Raw genomic sequence first — 16,268 nt, 5'->3', positions numbered from 1 at the left:
TTGGGGCCCTCGGCTCTTCGCGTATCCGTATTCGTCGATCACTCGCGGCGTTTGCGCCTGCTGCCGAACACGATCTCGTCCCAACTGGGCACGGTCGCCCGGCGGCCCGGACGCACGCCGTCCGCCTCGGCCTGCCGGTCGGTGCTGCCGACCAGGCGCTCGCGGTGCGGGCCGACCACGCCGCGCGGCACCAGGACGTTCTCGTACGCGCTGCCCGCGCCCGCCGCCGCGGCGGGGGCCTGGGTCTCCTCTTCCTCGATCGGTTCGGCGCGCTCCGGGCGCTCCGCCCGCTCCACGCGTTCGATCCGCTCGCCGCGTTCGACGCGTTCGATCCGCTCCGGGCGTTCGGCGCGCTCGGATCGCTCGATGCTGCCCACCCGCGGGCGCTCGGCCAGCGCGGTCACGTCGATGCGCATCGGACCGGGGGAGACCGACTGGGTCTGCGGTTCGCCGCGCAGCCCCGGGACCGCGTCCAGCAGGCTGGTGATCGCGTCGTCGTCGCTCTCGCGCGGGATGGTGGCCAGGCGCGGCCGAAACGGGAACGGGGTCTCGGACGCCGCCGGGTGTTCGCCGATCAGCGAACGGGCCTCGTCGTCGTTCGTGGTGACCAGCCGCCGGGGCGGATCGAAGCTCCAACTCGCGGAGCGCATCTCGCCGTCGGCGCGGTAGAGCAGCAGGATCTCCCAGCTGCCGTCGTCACGTCGCCACGAATCCCACTGCACGGACTCGGAGTCCGCGCCGCGCAGGTGCAGGCGTTCGGTGACGATCTCGCCGAGCAGCGGACCGGTGGTCTCACCCTGGCGACGGATGGGCGTCTTGCGGGCGCGCTCGGCCATGAAGGCGCGTTCGGCGAGCACCGGACCCTCGAAACGCCGCACGCGGTCGACCGGGATGCCGGCGAGTTGTGCGACCTCCTCCGCGGTGGCACCGGCCCTTATCCGGGCCTGGATGTCACGCGGACGCAGTTGGCTTTCGACTTCGATCTCGATCTGGCCGAGCCTGGCGCGGTCGCCCCTGACGGCGGCACGGAGCCGCTCGTCGATGGGCAACATGTACTCAGTGCCGTCGGCAGCCTTCAGCACCAACCGTGTGCCGTCGTTGCTGACGGCCACGACACGCAGTTCGGGCATGGGGACCTCCCGGGTGGTGCCTGCCGACGTCACCTGCGTCGTTGCTCCCGCTACGAGTGTGACCTGCCCAGCCTCGGCATGGCCACAACCTGACCGAGTTGTCCGGCGTGTCGGATTTATTACCTGACTGGCCGAATTGCCTTGGTTACACCATTTCGGGTCGATACCGGGGCGGCGCCCCACCCTGACCTCTGCGGTCGGTCGCCTCCCCACTTCGCGCACAGGTCTTTCCGGAACCTCGCGTGAACAGTACTCCATTCGGGGGCTCTACCGGGACACACCGCGCCGCATCGGCGCGTCCCGTTCGGACGAGTCGTTTTCGGCCGTCCGGGGTGATGTCGATCACAAGATTGGGCCGATCGGAACGATGTGGATGGGCTGTTCGGTCGTAACCAGGGTGAAGTCCTGTTTTTCATGATTAACCACCGTCCGAGTGCGGACGGGCAAGGAAAGTGATGCCGGAAAGGGCCGAGAATGAACGTCGCCGGATCGATGTCAACGCGGTGCAGGTCGTGGGCAGTGCCCTGGCGGCCATCTCCTCGGCGTTCCTGCTCTCCACGCTCGGCGTCGCCGGGACCGTGATCGGCGCCGCGCTCGCGAGTGTGGTCGCCACGGTCGGGAGCGCGGTCTACGTGCACCTGTTCCGGCGCACCGGCGAGCAACTGCGCGACGTGCGGGCGACGCTGAGCCCGCCGCACGAGGGCGGGCCGAGCCCGGACCCCGCCGCGGTGCCGAATCGGCCCACCGGCGTGGCCGAACGACGGCAGGCGTTCGACGAGACGGTGCTGCTGCCGGTCGGCGACTACGAGCGCCTCGACCCGGACGCGGGTGCGCCGGGCGGAGCGTCCCGGGCCGACGCCGCCCGGACCCAGGCCCCGCCCGGCGACGTCGGCGACCGGCGGGTGTGGCTCGGCCGATCGCTGGTGGGAGCCGTGCTCGTGTTCGTCGTGGCGATGGGCGTCGTGACGCTCGCCGAGACCGCGATCGGGCGCTCGTTCGCGAGCCTGTTCGGTCACGGCGACGGCGGCGGCTCGACCATCTCGCGGATCGTCGACGACCGGCCCGCCCGGCACGACCCGCCCAAGCCCCCGACCGGGTCGACCCCGAACCCGACCGGCACCGCTACATCGACGCCCACCCGCGGCCCGGACACCGGGGACAAGGGCACGTCGGGCGAGCACGGCGGCGACGGCGCGACCTCGGTGCCCTCGACCACCCCGACCACCCGCCCGAGCGACACCCCCACCCCCGACCCGACCGGCTCCCGGCCGCCGGCCACGGCCCCGCCCACGACCACGCCGCCCGGCGGAGCGGGCAACGGCGGAGCGGCGGCGGGCAACGACGCCGGCGGCACCGGTCAGGGCGCGGCGAAGTCCGACCCGAAGTCGAACACCGGCTCCGGGTCGTAACGCGGTCGGCCGGTGTCGCGGCTCAGTCGCCCAGCACCCGACGCAGATAGTCGTTGCCGAAGCGGCGCTCCGGATCCACCCGGTTCCGGAGCGCCGTGAAGTCGGCGAACCTCGGGTAGAGCTTGGCGAAGTAGTCCGCGTCGCGGGTGTGCATCTTGCCCCAGTGCGGGCGCCCGCCGTGCCCGACCATGATCTTCTCGACCTCGGTGAAGTACCGCTCGTGCGGCGTGCCCTTGTACATGTGCACCGCGATGTAGGCGGTGTCGCGGCCGTACGCCGTGGACATCCACAGATCGTCCGCCGGAGCCACCCGCACCTCGACCGGGAAACTGATCGGCAGACCGGCGGCCTCGACGAACGCGCGCACCTCGGCCAGCGCCGACGTCGCCGCCTCGCGCGGCAGGGCGTACTCCATCTCGATGAAGCGCACCCGGCGCGGACTGGTGAACACCTTGTGCGAGGTGTCCGAGTAGGTCCGCGCCGACAACGCGCGGCTGGACAGCCGCGCGATCGAGGGCACCGTCCCGGGCACCCGCCTGCCCACCCGGCAGGCGAGCGAGAACACGCCGTTGGACAACAACTCGTCGTCCAGCAGGAAACGTGCCTTCGAAAGCGGCTTCGCCGGTCCCTCGATCCGGTTGTTGCGCTTCACGTTGCAGTTGTCCGTGTGCGGAAACCAATAGAACTCGAAATGCTCGTTGTCGGCGCACAGCTCATCGAAGTCCGCCAGCACCGCGTCGAACTTCATCGGCTCCTCGCGCGCCTCCAACAGGAAGCTCGGCTCCACCGCGAACGTCAGCGCGGTCACGATGCCCAGCGCGCCCAGGCCCACCCGGGCGCCCGCGAACAGTTCCGCGTTCTCGGTCGGCGAGCACGTGGTGATCTCACCGTCCGCCAGCACGATCTCCATGCCCCGGATCTGCGCGGCCAGCGAGCCGGACGCCCGCCCGGTGCCGTGCGTGCCGGTCGAGGTGGCGCCCGCCAGACTCTGCACCGCGATGTCGCCCATGTTGGCGAGCGCCAGGCCGTAGCCGCTGAGCAGCGTGTTGAAGTCGCTCAGCCGCATCCCGGACCCGACCGTGACGGTGCCCGCCGCACGGTCGAGCGCGTGCACCTCGGTCAGCCCCTCCGGCCGGATCTGCACCCCGTCGGTGACCGCGACCGACGTGAAGGAGTGCCCCGCGCCGACGGCCTTGACCGCGAGACCCTGCCCCGCGGCCCGCCGCACGGCGGCCGAGATCTCCTCGGCGGACCTCGGGGTCAGCACCGAGTGCGGCCGGGCGGACTGGTTCCCGGCCCAGTTCCGCCAGGCGGGGGGCGTCTTGGAGACGGCGGGGGTGGCGCTGCTCAACGGGTTCCTCCTGGGGTCGCCGTGGGATCAGCCGGACATTACTCGCCGGTCATCGGACCGGGAAGGGGTCGCGCACGGTTGCGCCGCAACTCACGCCGTGCGGGCGGGGGTGTCGGGCACCGCGGGGTCGGCGATGCGAGGATCACAGGCATGCACGCGACCCGGGCCCTCGACCCCACTCCGTTCGACGCCCTCCTGGTGCTCTCCTTCGGCGGCCCGGAGGCCCCCGACGAGGTGCTCCCGTTCCTGGAGAACGTGACCGCGGGACGCGGGGTGCCCCGCGAACGCCTCCAAGAGGCCGCCGGCCACTACGCGCACTTCGGCGGGGCCAGCCCGATCAACGCGCACAACCGCGCCCTGATCGCCGCGGTCGAGGCCGACTTCGCCGCGCACGAGGTGCGGCTGCCGGTGTACTGGGGCAACCGCAACTGGCGCCCGTATCTGGCGGACACCGTGCGGCGGATGGCCGACGACGGGATCCGCCGCGCCGCGGTCCTGGTGACCAGCGCCTACGCGTCCTACTCGGGGTGCGCGCAGTATCACGAGAACCTGCTCGAGGCCCGAGCCGAAGTCGGCGATCACGCCCCCTGGTTCGACAAGCTGCGGCACTTCTTCAACCACCCCGGCTTCGTCGAGCCGCTCGTGGACCACGTGGTGGCGGCGCTGGCCGAACTGCCCGAGCCGGTACGGGACGGCGCCCGACTGGTGATGGTCACCCACTCGATCCCCACGGTCACCGCACGCACCGCGGGCCCGGCCGGCGGCGGCTACGTCGCGCAACACCGGGAGACCGCCCGCCTGGTCGCCGAGGGCGTCGCGCGGGTGCTCGGGCGCGAGCACGACTGGGACCTGGTGTACTCCAGCCGCAGCGGCCCGCCGCAGGTGCCGTGGCTGGAGCCGGACGTCAACGACCACCTCGTGGAACTGGGCGGCAACGACGAGGTGCCGGCGGTGGTGCTGGTGCCGATCGGGTTCCTGTCCGACCACATGGAGGTGGTCTACGACCTGGACGTGGAGGCCGCCGCGACCGCCGCGCGGATCGGGCTGCCGGTGAGCCGGGCCGCGACCACCGGCGCCGACCCCAGGTTCGCCGGCGCGGTGCGCGAACTGGTGCTGGAACGCGCCGCCGCGGTGCGCGGCGAGACGCCCGCGCGCTGTGCGCTCGGCGCGCTCGGCGCCGCGCACGACGTGTGCCCGGTCGGTTGTTGCCCCGACCCGCGGGCGCTGCGCGCGGACCCGGAGGCGGCCGCCCGGGCGCCCCGCGGGGCGGCCCTGCTGGGGTAGTTCCGCCGGCAGGATGGACCCATGACGATCGACACCGCGGAACTCCTGGCCATCGCTCGCGATGCGGCCCGGCACACCGGCGGCTTCCTGTTGCACGAGCGTCCCGCCGACCTCGGCGTCGCGGCGACCAAGAGCAGCCCCACCGACGTGGTCACCGAGATGGACACGGCCGCGGAGAAGCTGATCATCGAACGCATCCGCGCACACCGACCGGACGACGGCTTCCTCGGCGAGGAGGGCGACGCGAGTGCGGGCAGCAGCGGCGTGCGCTGGGTGATCGACCCGATCGACGGCACCGTGAACTACCTGTACGACCTGCCCGGCTGGTGCGTGTCGATCGCCGCCGAGACGGTGGAGGGCACCCTGCTGGGGGTGGTCGAGGTGCCGGTGGTCGGCGAGACCTTCCACGCCGTGCGCGGCGGCGGCGCCCACCGCAACGGCAAGCCGATCCACTGCCGCCCCGCGACACCCTCGGCCCGGGCGCTGGTGGCGACCGGATTCGGGTACACCGTCGAGCGGCGCACCCGGCAGGCCGCGGTGATCGGCGCGCTGCTGCCGCGCGTGCGCGATGTGCGCCGGGGCGGTTCGGCCGCGATCGACCTGTGCTCGGTGGCCGCGGGCCGGGTGGACGCCTACTACGAGCGCGGCCTGAACCCCTGGGACGTCGCGGCGGGCGCGCTGATCGCCCGCGAGGCCGGCGCCGAGGTGATCGAGGACCTGTGGCCCGAGCCCGACGGGTCGAGCCTGTGCCTGGCCGCGCCCGCCGGGCTGCGCGCCGAGTTCGAGGCCGCCCTGGCCGCTCTGCACGCGTAGATCCGGAGCATGCGCGAGGCCCGGATCCTTCGATCCGGGCCTCGTGACCCTCGCCCCGACAGCCGAACCCCCGGCGTCCGCTCGGGGACCTCGCCGGGGGAAAGAAACCGGTGCGCCTGTGGTTCGGGTGGTGTCGCGGTGGGTCAGGCGCTCTCGGGAAGCACCCGCACGCCGTGCTCCGATGCCATCCGCAGGAGGTCGTCCAACTCGGACTGTTCGACCTCGACGAGGAAATCGTCGCCGGTGTCGCACGCCTGCTTCAGTGCCTGTTCGGTCTCACGTATGCGTCGCAGTACGCCGGCCGTGAATTCGTCCATAAGGCCGCCCCAATGTCACTCGTCGTCGCCGGTTTCGGATGTCCTACCCCCCGTGCGTCGCCGGGGAAACCACCGATCCCGGCCTTTGGCGACGCCCGATCCAGGGGTCTGACCAGGGGACTTGTCCTGCCCAACGGCGCAGTGTCGGACTTTCCGGGGCGTACCGGAATCCTTCCCTCCCTCGGGGGGTGCCGTAACGTCCCAGACCCGACCGACTCGACGGCCCCGTCCCGCCCGCCCGGGCCACCGGTCGGCTTACCGGGGCTTTACCGGGGTGCGGGGGAAGATGGACAACGGATGCATCCCCTTTCTTCGAGCAGGAGGCACAGCCGGTGCGGGTTCTCGTAGTCGAGGACGAGCAGCTCCTGGCGGACGCGGTCGCGACCGGGTTGCGCCGGGAAGCGATGGCCGTCGACGTCGTGTACGACGGGGAGGCGGCGCTGGAGCGGATCGCCGTCAACGACTACGACGTGGTGGTGCTCGACCGGGATCTGCCGATCGTGCACGGCGACGACGTGTGCCGGGCGGTGGTGGAGACCGGTATTCCGATGCGGGTGCTGATGCTCACCGCGGCCGGCGACGTCAGCGATCGAGTCGAGGGTCTGGAGTTGGGGGCGGACGACTATCTGCCCAAGCCGTTCGCCTTCAGCGAGCTGATCGCCCGGGTGCGCGCGCTCGGCCGGCGGGCCGTCTCCCCGCTGCCGCCGGTGCTGGAGCGGGCCGGCATCCGGCTCGACCCGAACCGGCGCGAGGTGCTGCGCGAGGGCGTCCCGGTGCACCTTTCGCCCAAGGAGTTCGCGGTGCTGGACGTGCTGATGCGCGCCGACGGGGCCGTGGTCTCGGCCGAGCAACTGCTCGAGAAGGCCTGGGACGAGAACACCGATCCGTTCACCAACGTCGTCCGGGTCACCGTCATGACGCTGCGCCGCAAGCTCGGCGAGCCGCCCGTCATCCTGACGGTGCCCGGCGCCGGATACCGCATTTGAGGACCGCCATGAACGACAGCTCTCGGGCCGTCCCGGCGGAAGCCGGAAGTACCGCAGCCGGCTCCGCGAAGCCGGCCGCGGGCGCCTCGACCGCGCCCGCGAAGCCGGGTCCGGCACCTGCGAAGCCGGCCCCGGCGCCGGCCGGGCCGGGTCCGGCACCCGCGACGCCCGCCCCGGCGCCGGGGAAGCCTGCCGCGGCCCCCGCGAAGCCGGGCCCGGCGCCCAAGCCCGGTCCACCGCCACGCCCGGGCCGGCCGCCCCAGCCGCCGCGTCCCAGTGGGCCGCCGGGCGCACCGCCCAAGCCCAATCGCGAGCCCGCCCGCGACCTCGTCCGCGACCCGCAGCGCCCGACCGCCGGCGGCCGGCGACTGATCCTGGGCCGGGACGCCGACGACGCGGCGGAGATGTCCCGGCTGTCGCGGATGGCCCCCTCGCAGCTGCCCGCGCTGCTGCGCTCCACCATCAAGATGCGACTGACCGCGCTGTACGGCGGAATGTTCCTGATCGCCGGGGTGCTGCTGCTCGGCACCGTCTACCTGCTCGTACGGCAGAGCCTGACCGAGGGCCGGCTGAATCTCAGCCTGGCGCCGAACACGTTGATGACCATCAACGGCGTGCCGATGACGCCCGAGCAGTTCGAGCAGTGGCAGACCATCCAGCAGATCCACCAGCGCGACGCCGCGCTGAACTCGCTGCTCCAGCAGTCGCTGCTGGCGCTGCTGCTGCTGTCGGTGATCGCCTTCGGGTTCGGGTACGTGATGGCGGGCCGGGTGTTGCGTCCGCTGGAGCGGATCACCTCGATCGCCCGCGAGGTGGCCGGATCCAACCTGCACCGGCGGATCGACCTGGACGGGCCGGACGACGAGTTCAAGGAGCTCGCGGACACCTTCGACGACATGCTCGACCGGCTGGATCGTTCGCTGGAGTCGCAACGCAAGTTCGTCGCCAACGCGTCGCACGAGTTGCGCACGCCGCTGGCGATCAACCGCACCCTGCTGGAGGTCGCGCTCGGCGATCCGGAGGCGTCCGTCGAGCTCAAGCAGCTCGGCAAGACCCTGTTGGCCACCAACGAGCGCAGCGAGGGCCTGATCGAGGGCCTGCTGCTGCTGGCCCGCAGCGACAACGAGCTGACCGAGCGCAAGCCGGTGGATCTGGCCGAGGTGGCCCGGCGCGCGGTGGACCAGACCGGCGCGGAGGCGGCCGAGCGCAAGGTGACCCTGCACGACGAGCTCGGTCCCGCCGTGCTCCAGGGCAACGGAGTGCTGTTGGAGCGGGTCGCGATGAACCTGATCCAGAACGCGGTGCGCTACAACCGGCCCGACGGCACGGTCGACATCTCCACCGAGTCCACCGCGGGCGTCGCGGTGCTCACCGTGGTCAACACCGGGCCGGTGGTGCCCGGCTACGAGGTGGACAACATGTTCGAGCCGTTCCGGCGGCTGCGCACGGAGCGGATCGCCAGCGACAAGGGCGTGGGGCTCGGGTTGTCCATCGTGCGCTCGATCGTGCGCGCGCACGGCGGCTGGATCGAGGTCGAGCCGCACGAAGAGGGAGGCCTGATGATGCGGATCGGCTTCCCGGCGGGCTGATCGACGGCGGCGGCCGGCCCGGTGCGGACGGCCGCCGCGGCCCGATTTCGTCGTACGTACGTACGAGAGTCGTGGATCACATTTCCGTCTTGGGGTGGAACCAACCTACGCTGTCGTAAGTTACGGAATCGTAGGGACGCGTAGTGCGGGCGATGCACAGCGTTGTCCTCCGTGTCTGCCGCTGTACGACGTTGTCTGCCTATGCCCTGGAGAGCCGATGAATCTTCTCGCCCCCGCCCCGACCGGTGAGCACCTGCTTCGCGAGTTGGAGCAGGTCGTCGCCGTCGAGCTGGACCGCCACCTCTCGGTGGCCAAGGAGTGGTTCCCGCACGAGTACGTGCCGTGGAGCGCCGGTCGCGACTTCGACGGCGTGCTCGGCGGTGAGGCGTGGAGCCCGGAGGAGTCCGGCCTCACCGACGTCGGCCGGATAGCGCTGACGCTGAACCTGTTGACCGAGGACAACCTGCCCAGCTACCACTACGAGATCGCGGCGATGTTCGGCCGCGACGGCGCGTGGGGCACCTGGGTGCACCGCTGGACCGCGGAGGAGGGCCGGCACGGCATCGCGATCCGCGACTACCTGATGGCCGCCCGCGCGGTGGACCCGGTCGCGCTGGAGCGCTCGCGGATGGAACACATGGAGGCCGGCTATCAGGGCGACCACATGGACAATCCGCTGCACGTGATCGCCTACGTGACCTTCCAGGAGCTGGCCACCCGGGTCTCGCACCGCAACTCGGGCCGCACGTGTGGCGACCCGATCGCCGAGCAGCTGCTCGCGAAGGTGGCCACGGACGAGAACCTGCACATGGTCTTCTACCGCAATCTGCTCAAGGCGGCCTTCGAGATCGCCCCGGACCAGGCGATGCGCGCGGTCACCGAGATGGTCACCGACTTCCGGATGCCCGGGCACGGGATCAGCGGCTTCGAGCGCGCGGCGGCCAAGCTCGCCGTGGGCGGCGTGTACAACCTGCCGATCCACCAGAACGACGTGATCCTGCCGGTGCTGCGCAACCTCAAGATCATGGAGCGCACGGACCTGGGCCCGGAGGGCGAGAAGGCCCGTGAGGAGCTCGCGCTGTTCCTCGGCGGCCTGGACTCCCAGGTGGTGCGCTTCGAGGAGCGCCGGCTCGCCCTGGAGGCCCGCAAGGCGGCCAACCGCCGCTGAGCGGGACCCCCGCCCGAAACCTGCCCGGGCCCGCCGCCCCCTCGGGGACGGCGGGCCCGGGCCCGGGCGCGCCGGCTCAGCGCCTGCGGGCGGACCCGCCGAGCGACTCCCGGAAGCCGACCTTGCCGCCCATCCGCAACACCGCGCCCTCGTACATCCGGGCCGCGAGCCGGACCAGGCCCACCAGTGCGAGCAGCGCGATCGCGAGGGCGGCCAGGTTCTCCGCCACGGAGACCTCGTCCGCCGCGGTCAGGACCGGTTGCAGCATCGCCGAGAACGGCGGCACATACGCCAGCACCTGGGCGAGCGTGCCGCCCTTCTGGCCGAGGAAGACGGCGGCCAGGAACGAGGCGATCAGCAGCGAGGTCATCGGCGTGATGACGTTCTGCAGGTCCTCCTGGCGCGAGACCCGGGCCGCGGCGGCGGCGAACATGCACGCGTAGATCGCGTAGCCCACCACGAACCACAGCAGCACCAGCGCCACCGGATAGACCATGTCGCCGGTCAACTCGATCGTGCCCAGCGCGGACGCGGCGACCAGCCCGACCACCGCGGTGACCAGCATCTGGAGCAGGCCCAGCAGGCCGATCCCGAGGATCTTGCCGGTCAGCAGCGCGCGGGCGGGCACGGTCGCGAGCAGAATCTCCACGATCCGGCTGGACTTCTCCTCGACCACACCGCTCGCCACCCACATGCAGAACAGCATGAGCATGCCGTAGAGCACGAGCGTGCCGACGAAGGCGATGCCCTTGCGCGCGTCGCGCTGGTCGGCGTCCGGATCCAGGGTGGTCCTGGGCATCGGCGCGATCGCCGAGGCCTGGTTCACCGCGCCCGGGTCGATGCCCGCCGCGTGCAGGCGCAGGTCCCGCTCCACGGTGGCCCACGAGCTCTGCAGGACGGCCGCCAGCGGGTCGGCCAGCTCGCTGTCCACCAGGATCCGGCCGTCGTCCACGACCGCGTCCAGCTTCCCGTCCGCGAGCGCCTTCTCGGCCGCCGCGCGGTCGGCGACGGAGCCGACCCGCACGTCCACGTCCAGCAGCGTCGCCTGCCGCTGCGCGGTCTGCGCCAGTTGCGTCTGCTGCGGGCCGAGGAAGGCCACGTCGTACTTGTCCGAGCCGCCGCCGAGTGCGGCCGGGATGGCCACCGACGCGAGCAGGATCGCCAACATCACCCCGACCGAGATCTGAAAGCCCCGGTCCCGGATGCGCTCGGTGAACTCGCGGCGCGCGACCAGGCGCACGGCGGACCAAAACGTGCTGCCGCCGGTGCTCACGCGCCGACCTCCGTCCCGTTAACGACCTCGCGGAAGAGTTCGGCGAGCGAGGGGGTCGCGGGCGCGAAGGCCAGCACCCGGCCCGCCGCCCGGGCCGCGTCGAGCAGCACCTGCTCGCTCGTCCCGGCAAGCAGTTCGACCAGCACCGTGTCGTCCTGCGCGGAGAGCACCTTCAGCCCGGCGACCTCCTCCGCCCAGCCCGTCGGCGCCTGGGCGAGCCGCACCCGGTAGCGCACCGCGCGGTCGTCCCCGCGCAGCTCGGCGACGGTGCCGACGGCGTGCATGCGTCCGTTGTTGATGATCCCCACCGCGTCGCACAGCGACTCGACCAGTTCCAGCTGATGGCTGGAGAAGACCACCGAGGCACCCGCGGCGGTGCGCTCGCGCAGCACGCCGGCCATCACGTCCACGCCGACCGGGTCGAGGCCGGAGAACGGCTCGTCCAGGACCAGCAGCTCCGGCTCGTGCACGAGCGCGGCGGCCAGCTGGACCCGCTGCTGGTTGCCCAACGAGAGGGTCTCCAGCCGGTCCGCGGGCCCGCCCGCGACCTGGAGCCGGTCCAGCCAGCGCTCGGCCGACTCGTGCGCCCGGACGCGGGTCATCCCGTGCAGCTCGGCCAGGTAGACCAGCTGATCCCGGATGCGCATCTTCGGATACAGGCCACGCTCCTCGGGCATGTAGCCCCAGCGTCGCCGCACGCCGCGGTCCACCGGCGCACCGCGCCAGCGGATCTCGCCCGCGTCCGGCGCCAACACGCCCAGCGCGATGCGCATGGTCGTGGTCTTGCCGGCCCCGTTGGTGCCGACAAAACCAAACATTTGGCCCGGTTGTACGGTCAGCGAGAGGTCGTCGAGGACGACCTTTTCACCGAACCGTTTGTCCAGGCCGACCAACTCGAGCACAACACTCCCCGTGTGATTCCCAGCCCCCGTGTCGCACTTATATACGGGGCCGAACGGGGCCTTCAAACCGAAGCGGACGTGTGCGATCCGACACACCCCGCCGGCCCCGGGACCACGCGCCGGTCAGTCGATCCGCCGCAGATCCCGACGGAAACGGCGACCGTTCTCGACGTAACTGCGCACCGCCTCCGCGAACGCGCCCGGCGGAACGGCGTTCTCGCGAATCTTCGCCGGCACCCCCAGCGCCATCGCGTAGGACGGCACCTCGATCCGATTTCCGACCACCGCACCCGCTCCCACCAGGGCACCTGTGCGCACCACGGCCTGATGCATGACCACTGCGCCGTTGCCGACCAGGCAACGATCCTCGATCACGCAGCCCTCCAAATGCACAATGTGACCGATCACGCACTCGTCGCCCACTACCGTCGGCCACGGCGCCGTCGTATGCAGTACACACCCGTCCTGGACCGACGTGCGCTCGCCGATCACGATCCGGCCGTGATCGGCGCGCAGTACGGCCCCCGGCCACACCGTAGAATCCGCGCCGATCTCCACGCTGCCGATCACGACCGCATCCGGGTGCACATAAGCATCGGGGTGCACCTTGGGTATTTGATCACCCAGCGCGTAGACCGTCACGATTCCTCCTGGTTGTGCAGGGCGGTACGGGGTTACAGTGGCCCCCCATCCAACCAAGTCACCTCTTTGGGGGTTCGGTTGGGTGTCGATTGCGTAACGAGCCTTGATGTAAGGCAAAATCTGCGCTTCGGGTCGGGCACAACTCCGGCCCCTCGCGCGTTACGTGCGCTGAAGGCATCGTCCACGAAGGTCCTCGGGCGATGTCGCACGATTGAGCACCGCAGATCCACCCGGAGGGGGAGAGGTACATGGCAACCGACTACGACACCCCGCGTAAGACCGATGACGACATCAACGAAGACAGCATCGAGGAGCTGAAGGCTCGGCGCGTGGACAAGTCGGCCGGTTCGGTCGACGTCGACGAGTTCGAGCAGGCCGAGTCTCTCGAGCTTCCCGGTGCGGACCTCTCCAATGAGGAGCTGTCCGTCCGGGTCGTCCCGAAGCAGGCCGACGAATTCACGTGCTCCAGCTGCTTCCTGGTGCACCACCGCAGCCAGCTGGCCAAGGAGAAGGACGGCCAGGCGATCTGCAGCGACTGCGCCTGATCGTGTGCGGTCGAGGACGACCGGCGATGAACGGCAACCCTGCACACGCCATACGGGTATCGGCAGGAGTTGGACCGTCGACGTTCGCCGAGCGTCCTTGAACGCGAGAACACGATACGAAGGCGTGGGAAGTGATGAAGCCGCACGCATGACGTACGAAGTCGAACGTCCGCCGACGCACCGGCGGGCGTTCTTGACTGTCCGGTGGCCGGTTCGGCGCCGGACGATCGACTCACCCCCGGCTCGCGCGAGCCGGGATCGAGCCCGTCCGCGACGCGGTCAGGCGCGGGCGCGCAGCGCGGCCACGACGTCGACCAGACGTTGCGGGTTGCGCGAGGACAGATAGAGATAGGGCGTGGGGTCGGCCGGATCGGTGACCTCGATCCTCGCCGCCCCCGGGATGTACGCGCGCAGCAGCATGAACGCGCGCGGATCCGCGTTCTCCATCCGCAGCGAGCGGGCCTGCTCGGGGTCGAGCGCGACGCCCGCACCGAGCGCGGTCAGCGGAATCGTGGCCCGACCCGCCGACAACTCGGTCTCGGTCACGGTGATCCGTGCCGCGCCGTAGGCGGCGGTGCCCCACGCCGTCAGGGCGCCCAGGGCCAGTGCGAGCACGAAGGTCGCCGCGATCCCGAAGGCCAGGCCCACCAGCCCGCCCGAGACGGCCATCAGGACGGTCAGGGCCCACCAGGAGGCCGGCACGCCGAGTCGTTCGCTGTACGCCTGCATGGCACCAGCCTGTCATGCGCGGCCGACGCGGGTCAGCGCGGGCCGTGTCGCCGGGTCAATCGGGCCAGGGTGCGGGTGACCCGCTCCGGAGGCGTACGCAGCCCGGTCGCGACCCCTTTGGCGTAATCCGCGAGAGCGGTGGGCGCCACCAGATCGAGCAGCGCACCGGCCCGGGCGTCGTTGCCCACCAGATACCGCGGTCGCGGTCGCGGCACGCTCAGCGCGACGCGCACCGCGTGCGCGACCGGCGCCGGCCCGGGCAGCGCCTTGGCCCGGCGCACCAGGTCGTCGGCGAGGTCGTAGGAGTCGTTGTAGGCCGACGTCTTGCGCGGTGGCAGCCGGGACATGCCGCGCTCCCGGATGTCCGTACCGAAGCTGCCGGGCTCGATCAGCACGACCTTGACGCCGAACCCGGCGGTCTCGATCCGCAGCGCGTCGGTGATCGCGGCCAGCCCGTGCTTGCTCGCGCAGTACCAGCCCAGGAACGGGTTCGAGACCCGGCCGGAGAGGGAGGAGATGTTGACGATCCGCCCGTCCCGGCGCCGGCGCATCTGCGGCAGCACCAGGCGGGCGATGCGCGCGGGCGCGATCAGGTTGGTCTCCAACTGGGCGCGGATCTGCTCGTCGTCCACGTCCTCGATCGCGCCCGGCTGCGCGATCCCGGCGTTGTTGACCACGGCCCACGGGCCGCCGGCGGTCATCTGGGCGATCTCGGTGAAGGCCCGCACCGTCGACGTGGCGTCGGCGACGTCGAGCAGGACCGTGCGCACGCCCACCTCGGCGCGCTCGGCGGCTTCGCGCAGGCGCTCGGCCCGCTCCCGGGTCCTGGCCGTGCCGATCACGTCGAAGCCGGATCCCGCCAGCTCCAGGGCGATGGCAAGGCCGATCCCACCGGTCGCCCCGGTGACGACCACGCTCTTGGTCATGCGCTTCCTTCCGTCCCGCGCCCCTTTCGGGCCGCGGCGCCGGCGGCTCCCAAGCCGCTGCGCGGGTGTCGGTCGGAACGACGGTAGTGTCCTTCGGCGTGAGTCGACCAACATCCCTGACCCCGCCTCCGGAAGCGGTGGTGCCCCAGCCCCACCCGGACGCGCCTTCTCCCGGTACCGAGCTGGGCGAGCACTACAGCGACTGCTTCGGCTGCGGCGAGGCCGCCCCCGGCGGGCTGCGCATTCGCGCGCGCGCCGGCGAGGGCGTGTCCGTGGACGCCGAGTTCAGCGTCACCACGCTGCACCAAGGAGCCCCGGGCCTGGCCCACGGCGGGCTGCTGACCTGCGCGTTCGACGAGGCGCTCGGCGCGATCGGGTACATGCTGCACACCACGGCGGTGACCGGGCACCTGGAGACGAACTTCCGCCGCCCGGTCCCGGTGGGGTCCACGCTGTACATCCACGCGTGGTGCGAGGCGGTGGCCGGCCGCAAGATCTACTCGCGCGCGGTGGGCCGGCTCGACGCCCCGGACGGTCCGATCGCGGTCGAGGCGGCGGCGCTGTTCGTGAGCGTGGGACTCGAGCACTTCGTCGACAATGGACGTGCGGAAGACGTACAACGCGTCATGGACAATCCCGACCTGATGAAGGCGGCCCGAGCGTTCGAGGTGAACCCGTGAGCACGAGTGTGGACATCCTGGTGCGCCGGCTCGACCCGGAACTTCCGCTGCCCGCATACGAGCACCCGGGCGACGCCGGCGCGGACCTGGTGACCGCGCAGGACGCCGAGATCGCCCCAGGTGAGCGCATGGTGCTGCCCACGGGCATCGCGATCGCGCTCCCGGACGGCTATGCCGCGTTCGTGCATCCGCGCTCCGGACTCGCCGCGCGGTGCGGAGTATCCCTGGTGAACGCCCCAGGCACCGTCGATGCGGGATACCGTGGCGAAATCAAGGTTGTCGTGGTCAACCACGACCTGCGTACGCCGGTCGTTTTTCGTCGCGGCGACCGAATCGCCCAACTCGTGATCCAACGGGTCGAGCGAGCGGGGTTCCACGAGGTCGCCGAGTTGCCCGGTTCCGGGCGCGGCGAAGGCGGCTTCGGATCCACCGGCGGGCACGCCGCGATCGGCGTTTCGAGCGCCGTGGCGGCGGGCAGCGCGGGCATCGTGCAAGACTCGGCTTCCGACAGGGAAGGACTGTGA

At 71.4% G+C, this 16,268-nt stretch carries 17 protein-coding genes; 9 read left to right on the top strand and 8 right to left on the bottom strand.

The window, feature by feature from the left end:
• Positions 1-38: 38 nt before the first annotated feature.
• On the bottom strand, positions 39-1,163 hold the full coding sequence (sepH, locus tag ACIBM5_RS22790; protein ID WP_396008505.1) for a septation protein SepH: 1,125 nt from the start codon (positions 1,161-1,163) through the stop codon (positions 39-41).
• 422 nt (positions 1,164-1,585) lie between these two features.
• Here sepH and ACIBM5_RS22785 point away from each other — a divergent pair, with 422 nt between their 5' ends.
• Entirely contained in the window at positions 1,586-2,539 is a 954-nt protein-coding gene (locus tag ACIBM5_RS22785; protein WP_396008504.1) for a hypothetical protein, read from the top strand.
• Positions 2,540-2,561: 22 nt separating this feature from the next.
• On the opposite strand, the gene ACIBM5_RS22780 is transcribed toward ACIBM5_RS22785, so the two are convergent.
• Positions 2,562-3,890 (bottom strand): D-arabinono-1,4-lactone oxidase, encoded by a 1,329-nt coding sequence (locus tag ACIBM5_RS22780; protein WP_396008503.1) that lies wholly within the window; start codon positions 3,888-3,890, stop codon positions 2,562-2,564.
• 150 nt (positions 3,891-4,040) lie between these two features.
• On the opposite strand from ACIBM5_RS22780, the gene ACIBM5_RS22775 reads away from it, so the two are divergent.
• Positions 4,041-5,174, top strand: coding sequence for a ferrochelatase (locus ACIBM5_RS22775; protein WP_396008502.1), 1,134 nt, complete (start codon positions 4,041-4,043; stop codon positions 5,172-5,174).
• A gap of 21 nt (positions 5,175-5,195) precedes the next feature.
• Positions 5,196-5,987: an inositol monophosphatase family protein gene (locus tag ACIBM5_RS22770; protein WP_396008501.1), complete on the top strand. Its 792-nt coding sequence runs from the start codon at positions 5,196-5,198 to the stop codon at positions 5,985-5,987.
• Between the two features lie 143 nt (positions 5,988-6,130).
• Here the strand turns inward: ACIBM5_RS22770 and ACIBM5_RS22765 are convergent, their stop codons facing one another.
• Positions 6,131-6,304 (bottom strand): hypothetical protein, encoded by a 174-nt coding sequence (locus ACIBM5_RS22765; protein WP_020555845.1) that lies wholly within the window; start codon positions 6,302-6,304, stop codon positions 6,131-6,133.
• A gap of 332 nt (positions 6,305-6,636) precedes the next feature.
• Here ACIBM5_RS22765 and ACIBM5_RS22760 point away from each other — a divergent pair, with 332 nt between their 5' ends.
• From ACIBM5_RS22760 to ACIBM5_RS22750, 3 genes are all read left to right on the top strand, one after another.
• On the top strand, positions 6,637-7,290 hold the full coding sequence (locus tag ACIBM5_RS22760; protein WP_020555846.1) for a response regulator transcription factor: 654 nt from the start codon (positions 6,637-6,639) through the stop codon (positions 7,288-7,290).
• Positions 7,291-7,298: 8 nt separating this feature from the next.
• A complete protein-coding gene (locus ACIBM5_RS22755; RefSeq protein ID WP_396008500.1) occupies positions 7,299-8,879 on the top strand; it encodes a sensor histidine kinase in 1,581 nt (526 codons plus the stop codon).
• A gap of 217 nt (positions 8,880-9,096) precedes the next feature.
• Entirely contained in the window at positions 9,097-10,047 is a 951-nt protein-coding gene (locus ACIBM5_RS22750) for an acyl-ACP desaturase (RefSeq protein WP_391581689.1), read from the top strand.
• A 76-nt stretch (positions 10,048-10,123) separates the two neighbouring features.
• Here the strand turns inward: ACIBM5_RS22750 and ACIBM5_RS22745 are convergent, their stop codons facing one another.
• The 3 genes from ACIBM5_RS22745 to ACIBM5_RS22735 all read right to left on the bottom strand — a co-directional run bounded on the left by ACIBM5_RS22745 (position 10,124) and on the right by ACIBM5_RS22735 (position 12,864).
• Complete coding sequence (locus ACIBM5_RS22745) at positions 10,124-11,320, bottom strand: ABC transporter permease (protein ID WP_396008499.1); 1,197 nt, start codon at positions 11,318-11,320, stop codon at positions 10,124-10,126.
• A complete protein-coding gene (locus ACIBM5_RS22740; protein ID WP_396008498.1) occupies positions 11,317-12,222 on the bottom strand; it encodes an ABC transporter ATP-binding protein in 906 nt (301 codons plus the stop codon). Before ACIBM5_RS22740 ends, ACIBM5_RS22745 begins: the two co-directional genes overlap by 4 nt.
• Before the next feature lie 123 nt (positions 12,223-12,345).
• Positions 12,346-12,864: a gamma carbonic anhydrase family protein gene (locus tag ACIBM5_RS22735; protein ID WP_391581692.1), complete on the bottom strand. Its 519-nt coding sequence runs from the start codon at positions 12,862-12,864 to the stop codon at positions 12,346-12,348.
• A gap of 248 nt (positions 12,865-13,112) precedes the next feature.
• Here ACIBM5_RS22735 and ACIBM5_RS22730 point away from each other — a divergent pair, with 248 nt between their 5' ends.
• The gene (locus ACIBM5_RS22730; RefSeq protein ID WP_020555852.1) at positions 13,113-13,409 is read left to right on the top strand and encodes a DUF4193 domain-containing protein; all 297 of its coding nucleotides are present in this window, start codon (positions 13,113-13,115) and stop codon (positions 13,407-13,409) included.
• Positions 13,410-13,688: 279 nt separating this feature from the next.
• Here ACIBM5_RS22730 and ACIBM5_RS22725 read toward each other — a convergent pair whose 3' ends face one another.
• Complete coding sequence (locus ACIBM5_RS22725; RefSeq protein ID WP_396008497.1) at positions 13,689-14,138, bottom strand: DUF3093 domain-containing protein; 450 nt, start codon at positions 14,136-14,138, stop codon at positions 13,689-13,691.
• Between the two features lie 32 nt (positions 14,139-14,170).
• Positions 14,171-15,064, bottom strand: coding sequence for an SDR family oxidoreductase (locus ACIBM5_RS22720; RefSeq protein WP_391581694.1), 894 nt, complete (start codon positions 15,062-15,064; stop codon positions 14,171-14,173).
• Between the two features lie 98 nt (positions 15,065-15,162).
• Here ACIBM5_RS22720 and ACIBM5_RS22715 point away from each other — a divergent pair, with 98 nt between their 5' ends.
• Together ACIBM5_RS22715 and dut are read left to right on the top strand one after the other, a co-directional pair.
• A complete protein-coding gene (locus ACIBM5_RS22715; RefSeq protein ID WP_391581695.1) occupies positions 15,163-15,744 on the top strand; it encodes a PaaI family thioesterase in 582 nt (193 codons plus the stop codon).
• Positions 15,741-16,268 carry a dUTP diphosphatase gene (dut, locus tag ACIBM5_RS22710; protein ID WP_396008496.1) on the top strand — a complete coding sequence of 176 codons (528 nt, stop codon included), beginning with the start codon at positions 15,741-15,743 and terminating at the stop codon, positions 16,266-16,268. Before ACIBM5_RS22715 ends, dut begins: the two co-directional genes overlap by 4 nt.

It is taken from the genome of Embleya sp. NPDC050493 (assembly GCF_044458105.1).
Taxonomy (GTDB): domain Bacteria; phylum Actinomycetota; class Actinomycetes; order Streptomycetales; family Streptomycetaceae; genus Embleya.
The sequence above is the reverse complement of the archived record's forward strand: the minus strand, read 5'-3'. Positions and strand labels throughout refer to the sequence as shown.

Coding starts and splice junctions, on each gene's coding strand:
- ACIBM5_RS22785 (WP_396008504.1), top strand. CDS start 1,586: ATGCCGGAAAGGGCCGAGAATGAACGTCGCCGGATCGATGTCAACGCG.
- ACIBM5_RS22755 (WP_396008500.1), top strand. CDS start 7,299: ATGAACGACAGCTCTCGGGCCGTCCCGGCGGAAGCCGGAAGTACCGCA.
- ACIBM5_RS22730 (WP_020555852.1), top strand. CDS start 13,113: ATGGCAACCGACTACGACACCCCGCGTAAGACCGATGACGACATCAAC.
- ACIBM5_RS22720 (WP_391581694.1), bottom strand. CDS start 15,064: ATGACCAAGAGCGTGGTCGTCACCGGGGCGACCGGTGGGATCGGCCTT.
- ACIBM5_RS22725 (WP_396008497.1), bottom strand. CDS start 14,138: ATGCAGGCGTACAGCGAACGACTCGGCGTGCCGGCCTCCTGGTGGGCC.
- ACIBM5_RS22775 (WP_396008502.1), top strand. CDS start 4,041: ATGCACGCGACCCGGGCCCTCGACCCCACTCCGTTCGACGCCCTCCTG.
- ACIBM5_RS22750 (WP_391581689.1), top strand. CDS start 9,097: ATGAATCTTCTCGCCCCCGCCCCGACCGGTGAGCACCTGCTTCGCGAG.
- ACIBM5_RS22765 (WP_020555845.1), bottom strand. CDS start 6,304: ATGGACGAATTCACGGCCGGCGTACTGCGACGCATACGTGAGACCGAA.
- ACIBM5_RS22770 (WP_396008501.1), top strand. CDS start 5,196: ATGACGATCGACACCGCGGAACTCCTGGCCATCGCTCGCGATGCGGCC.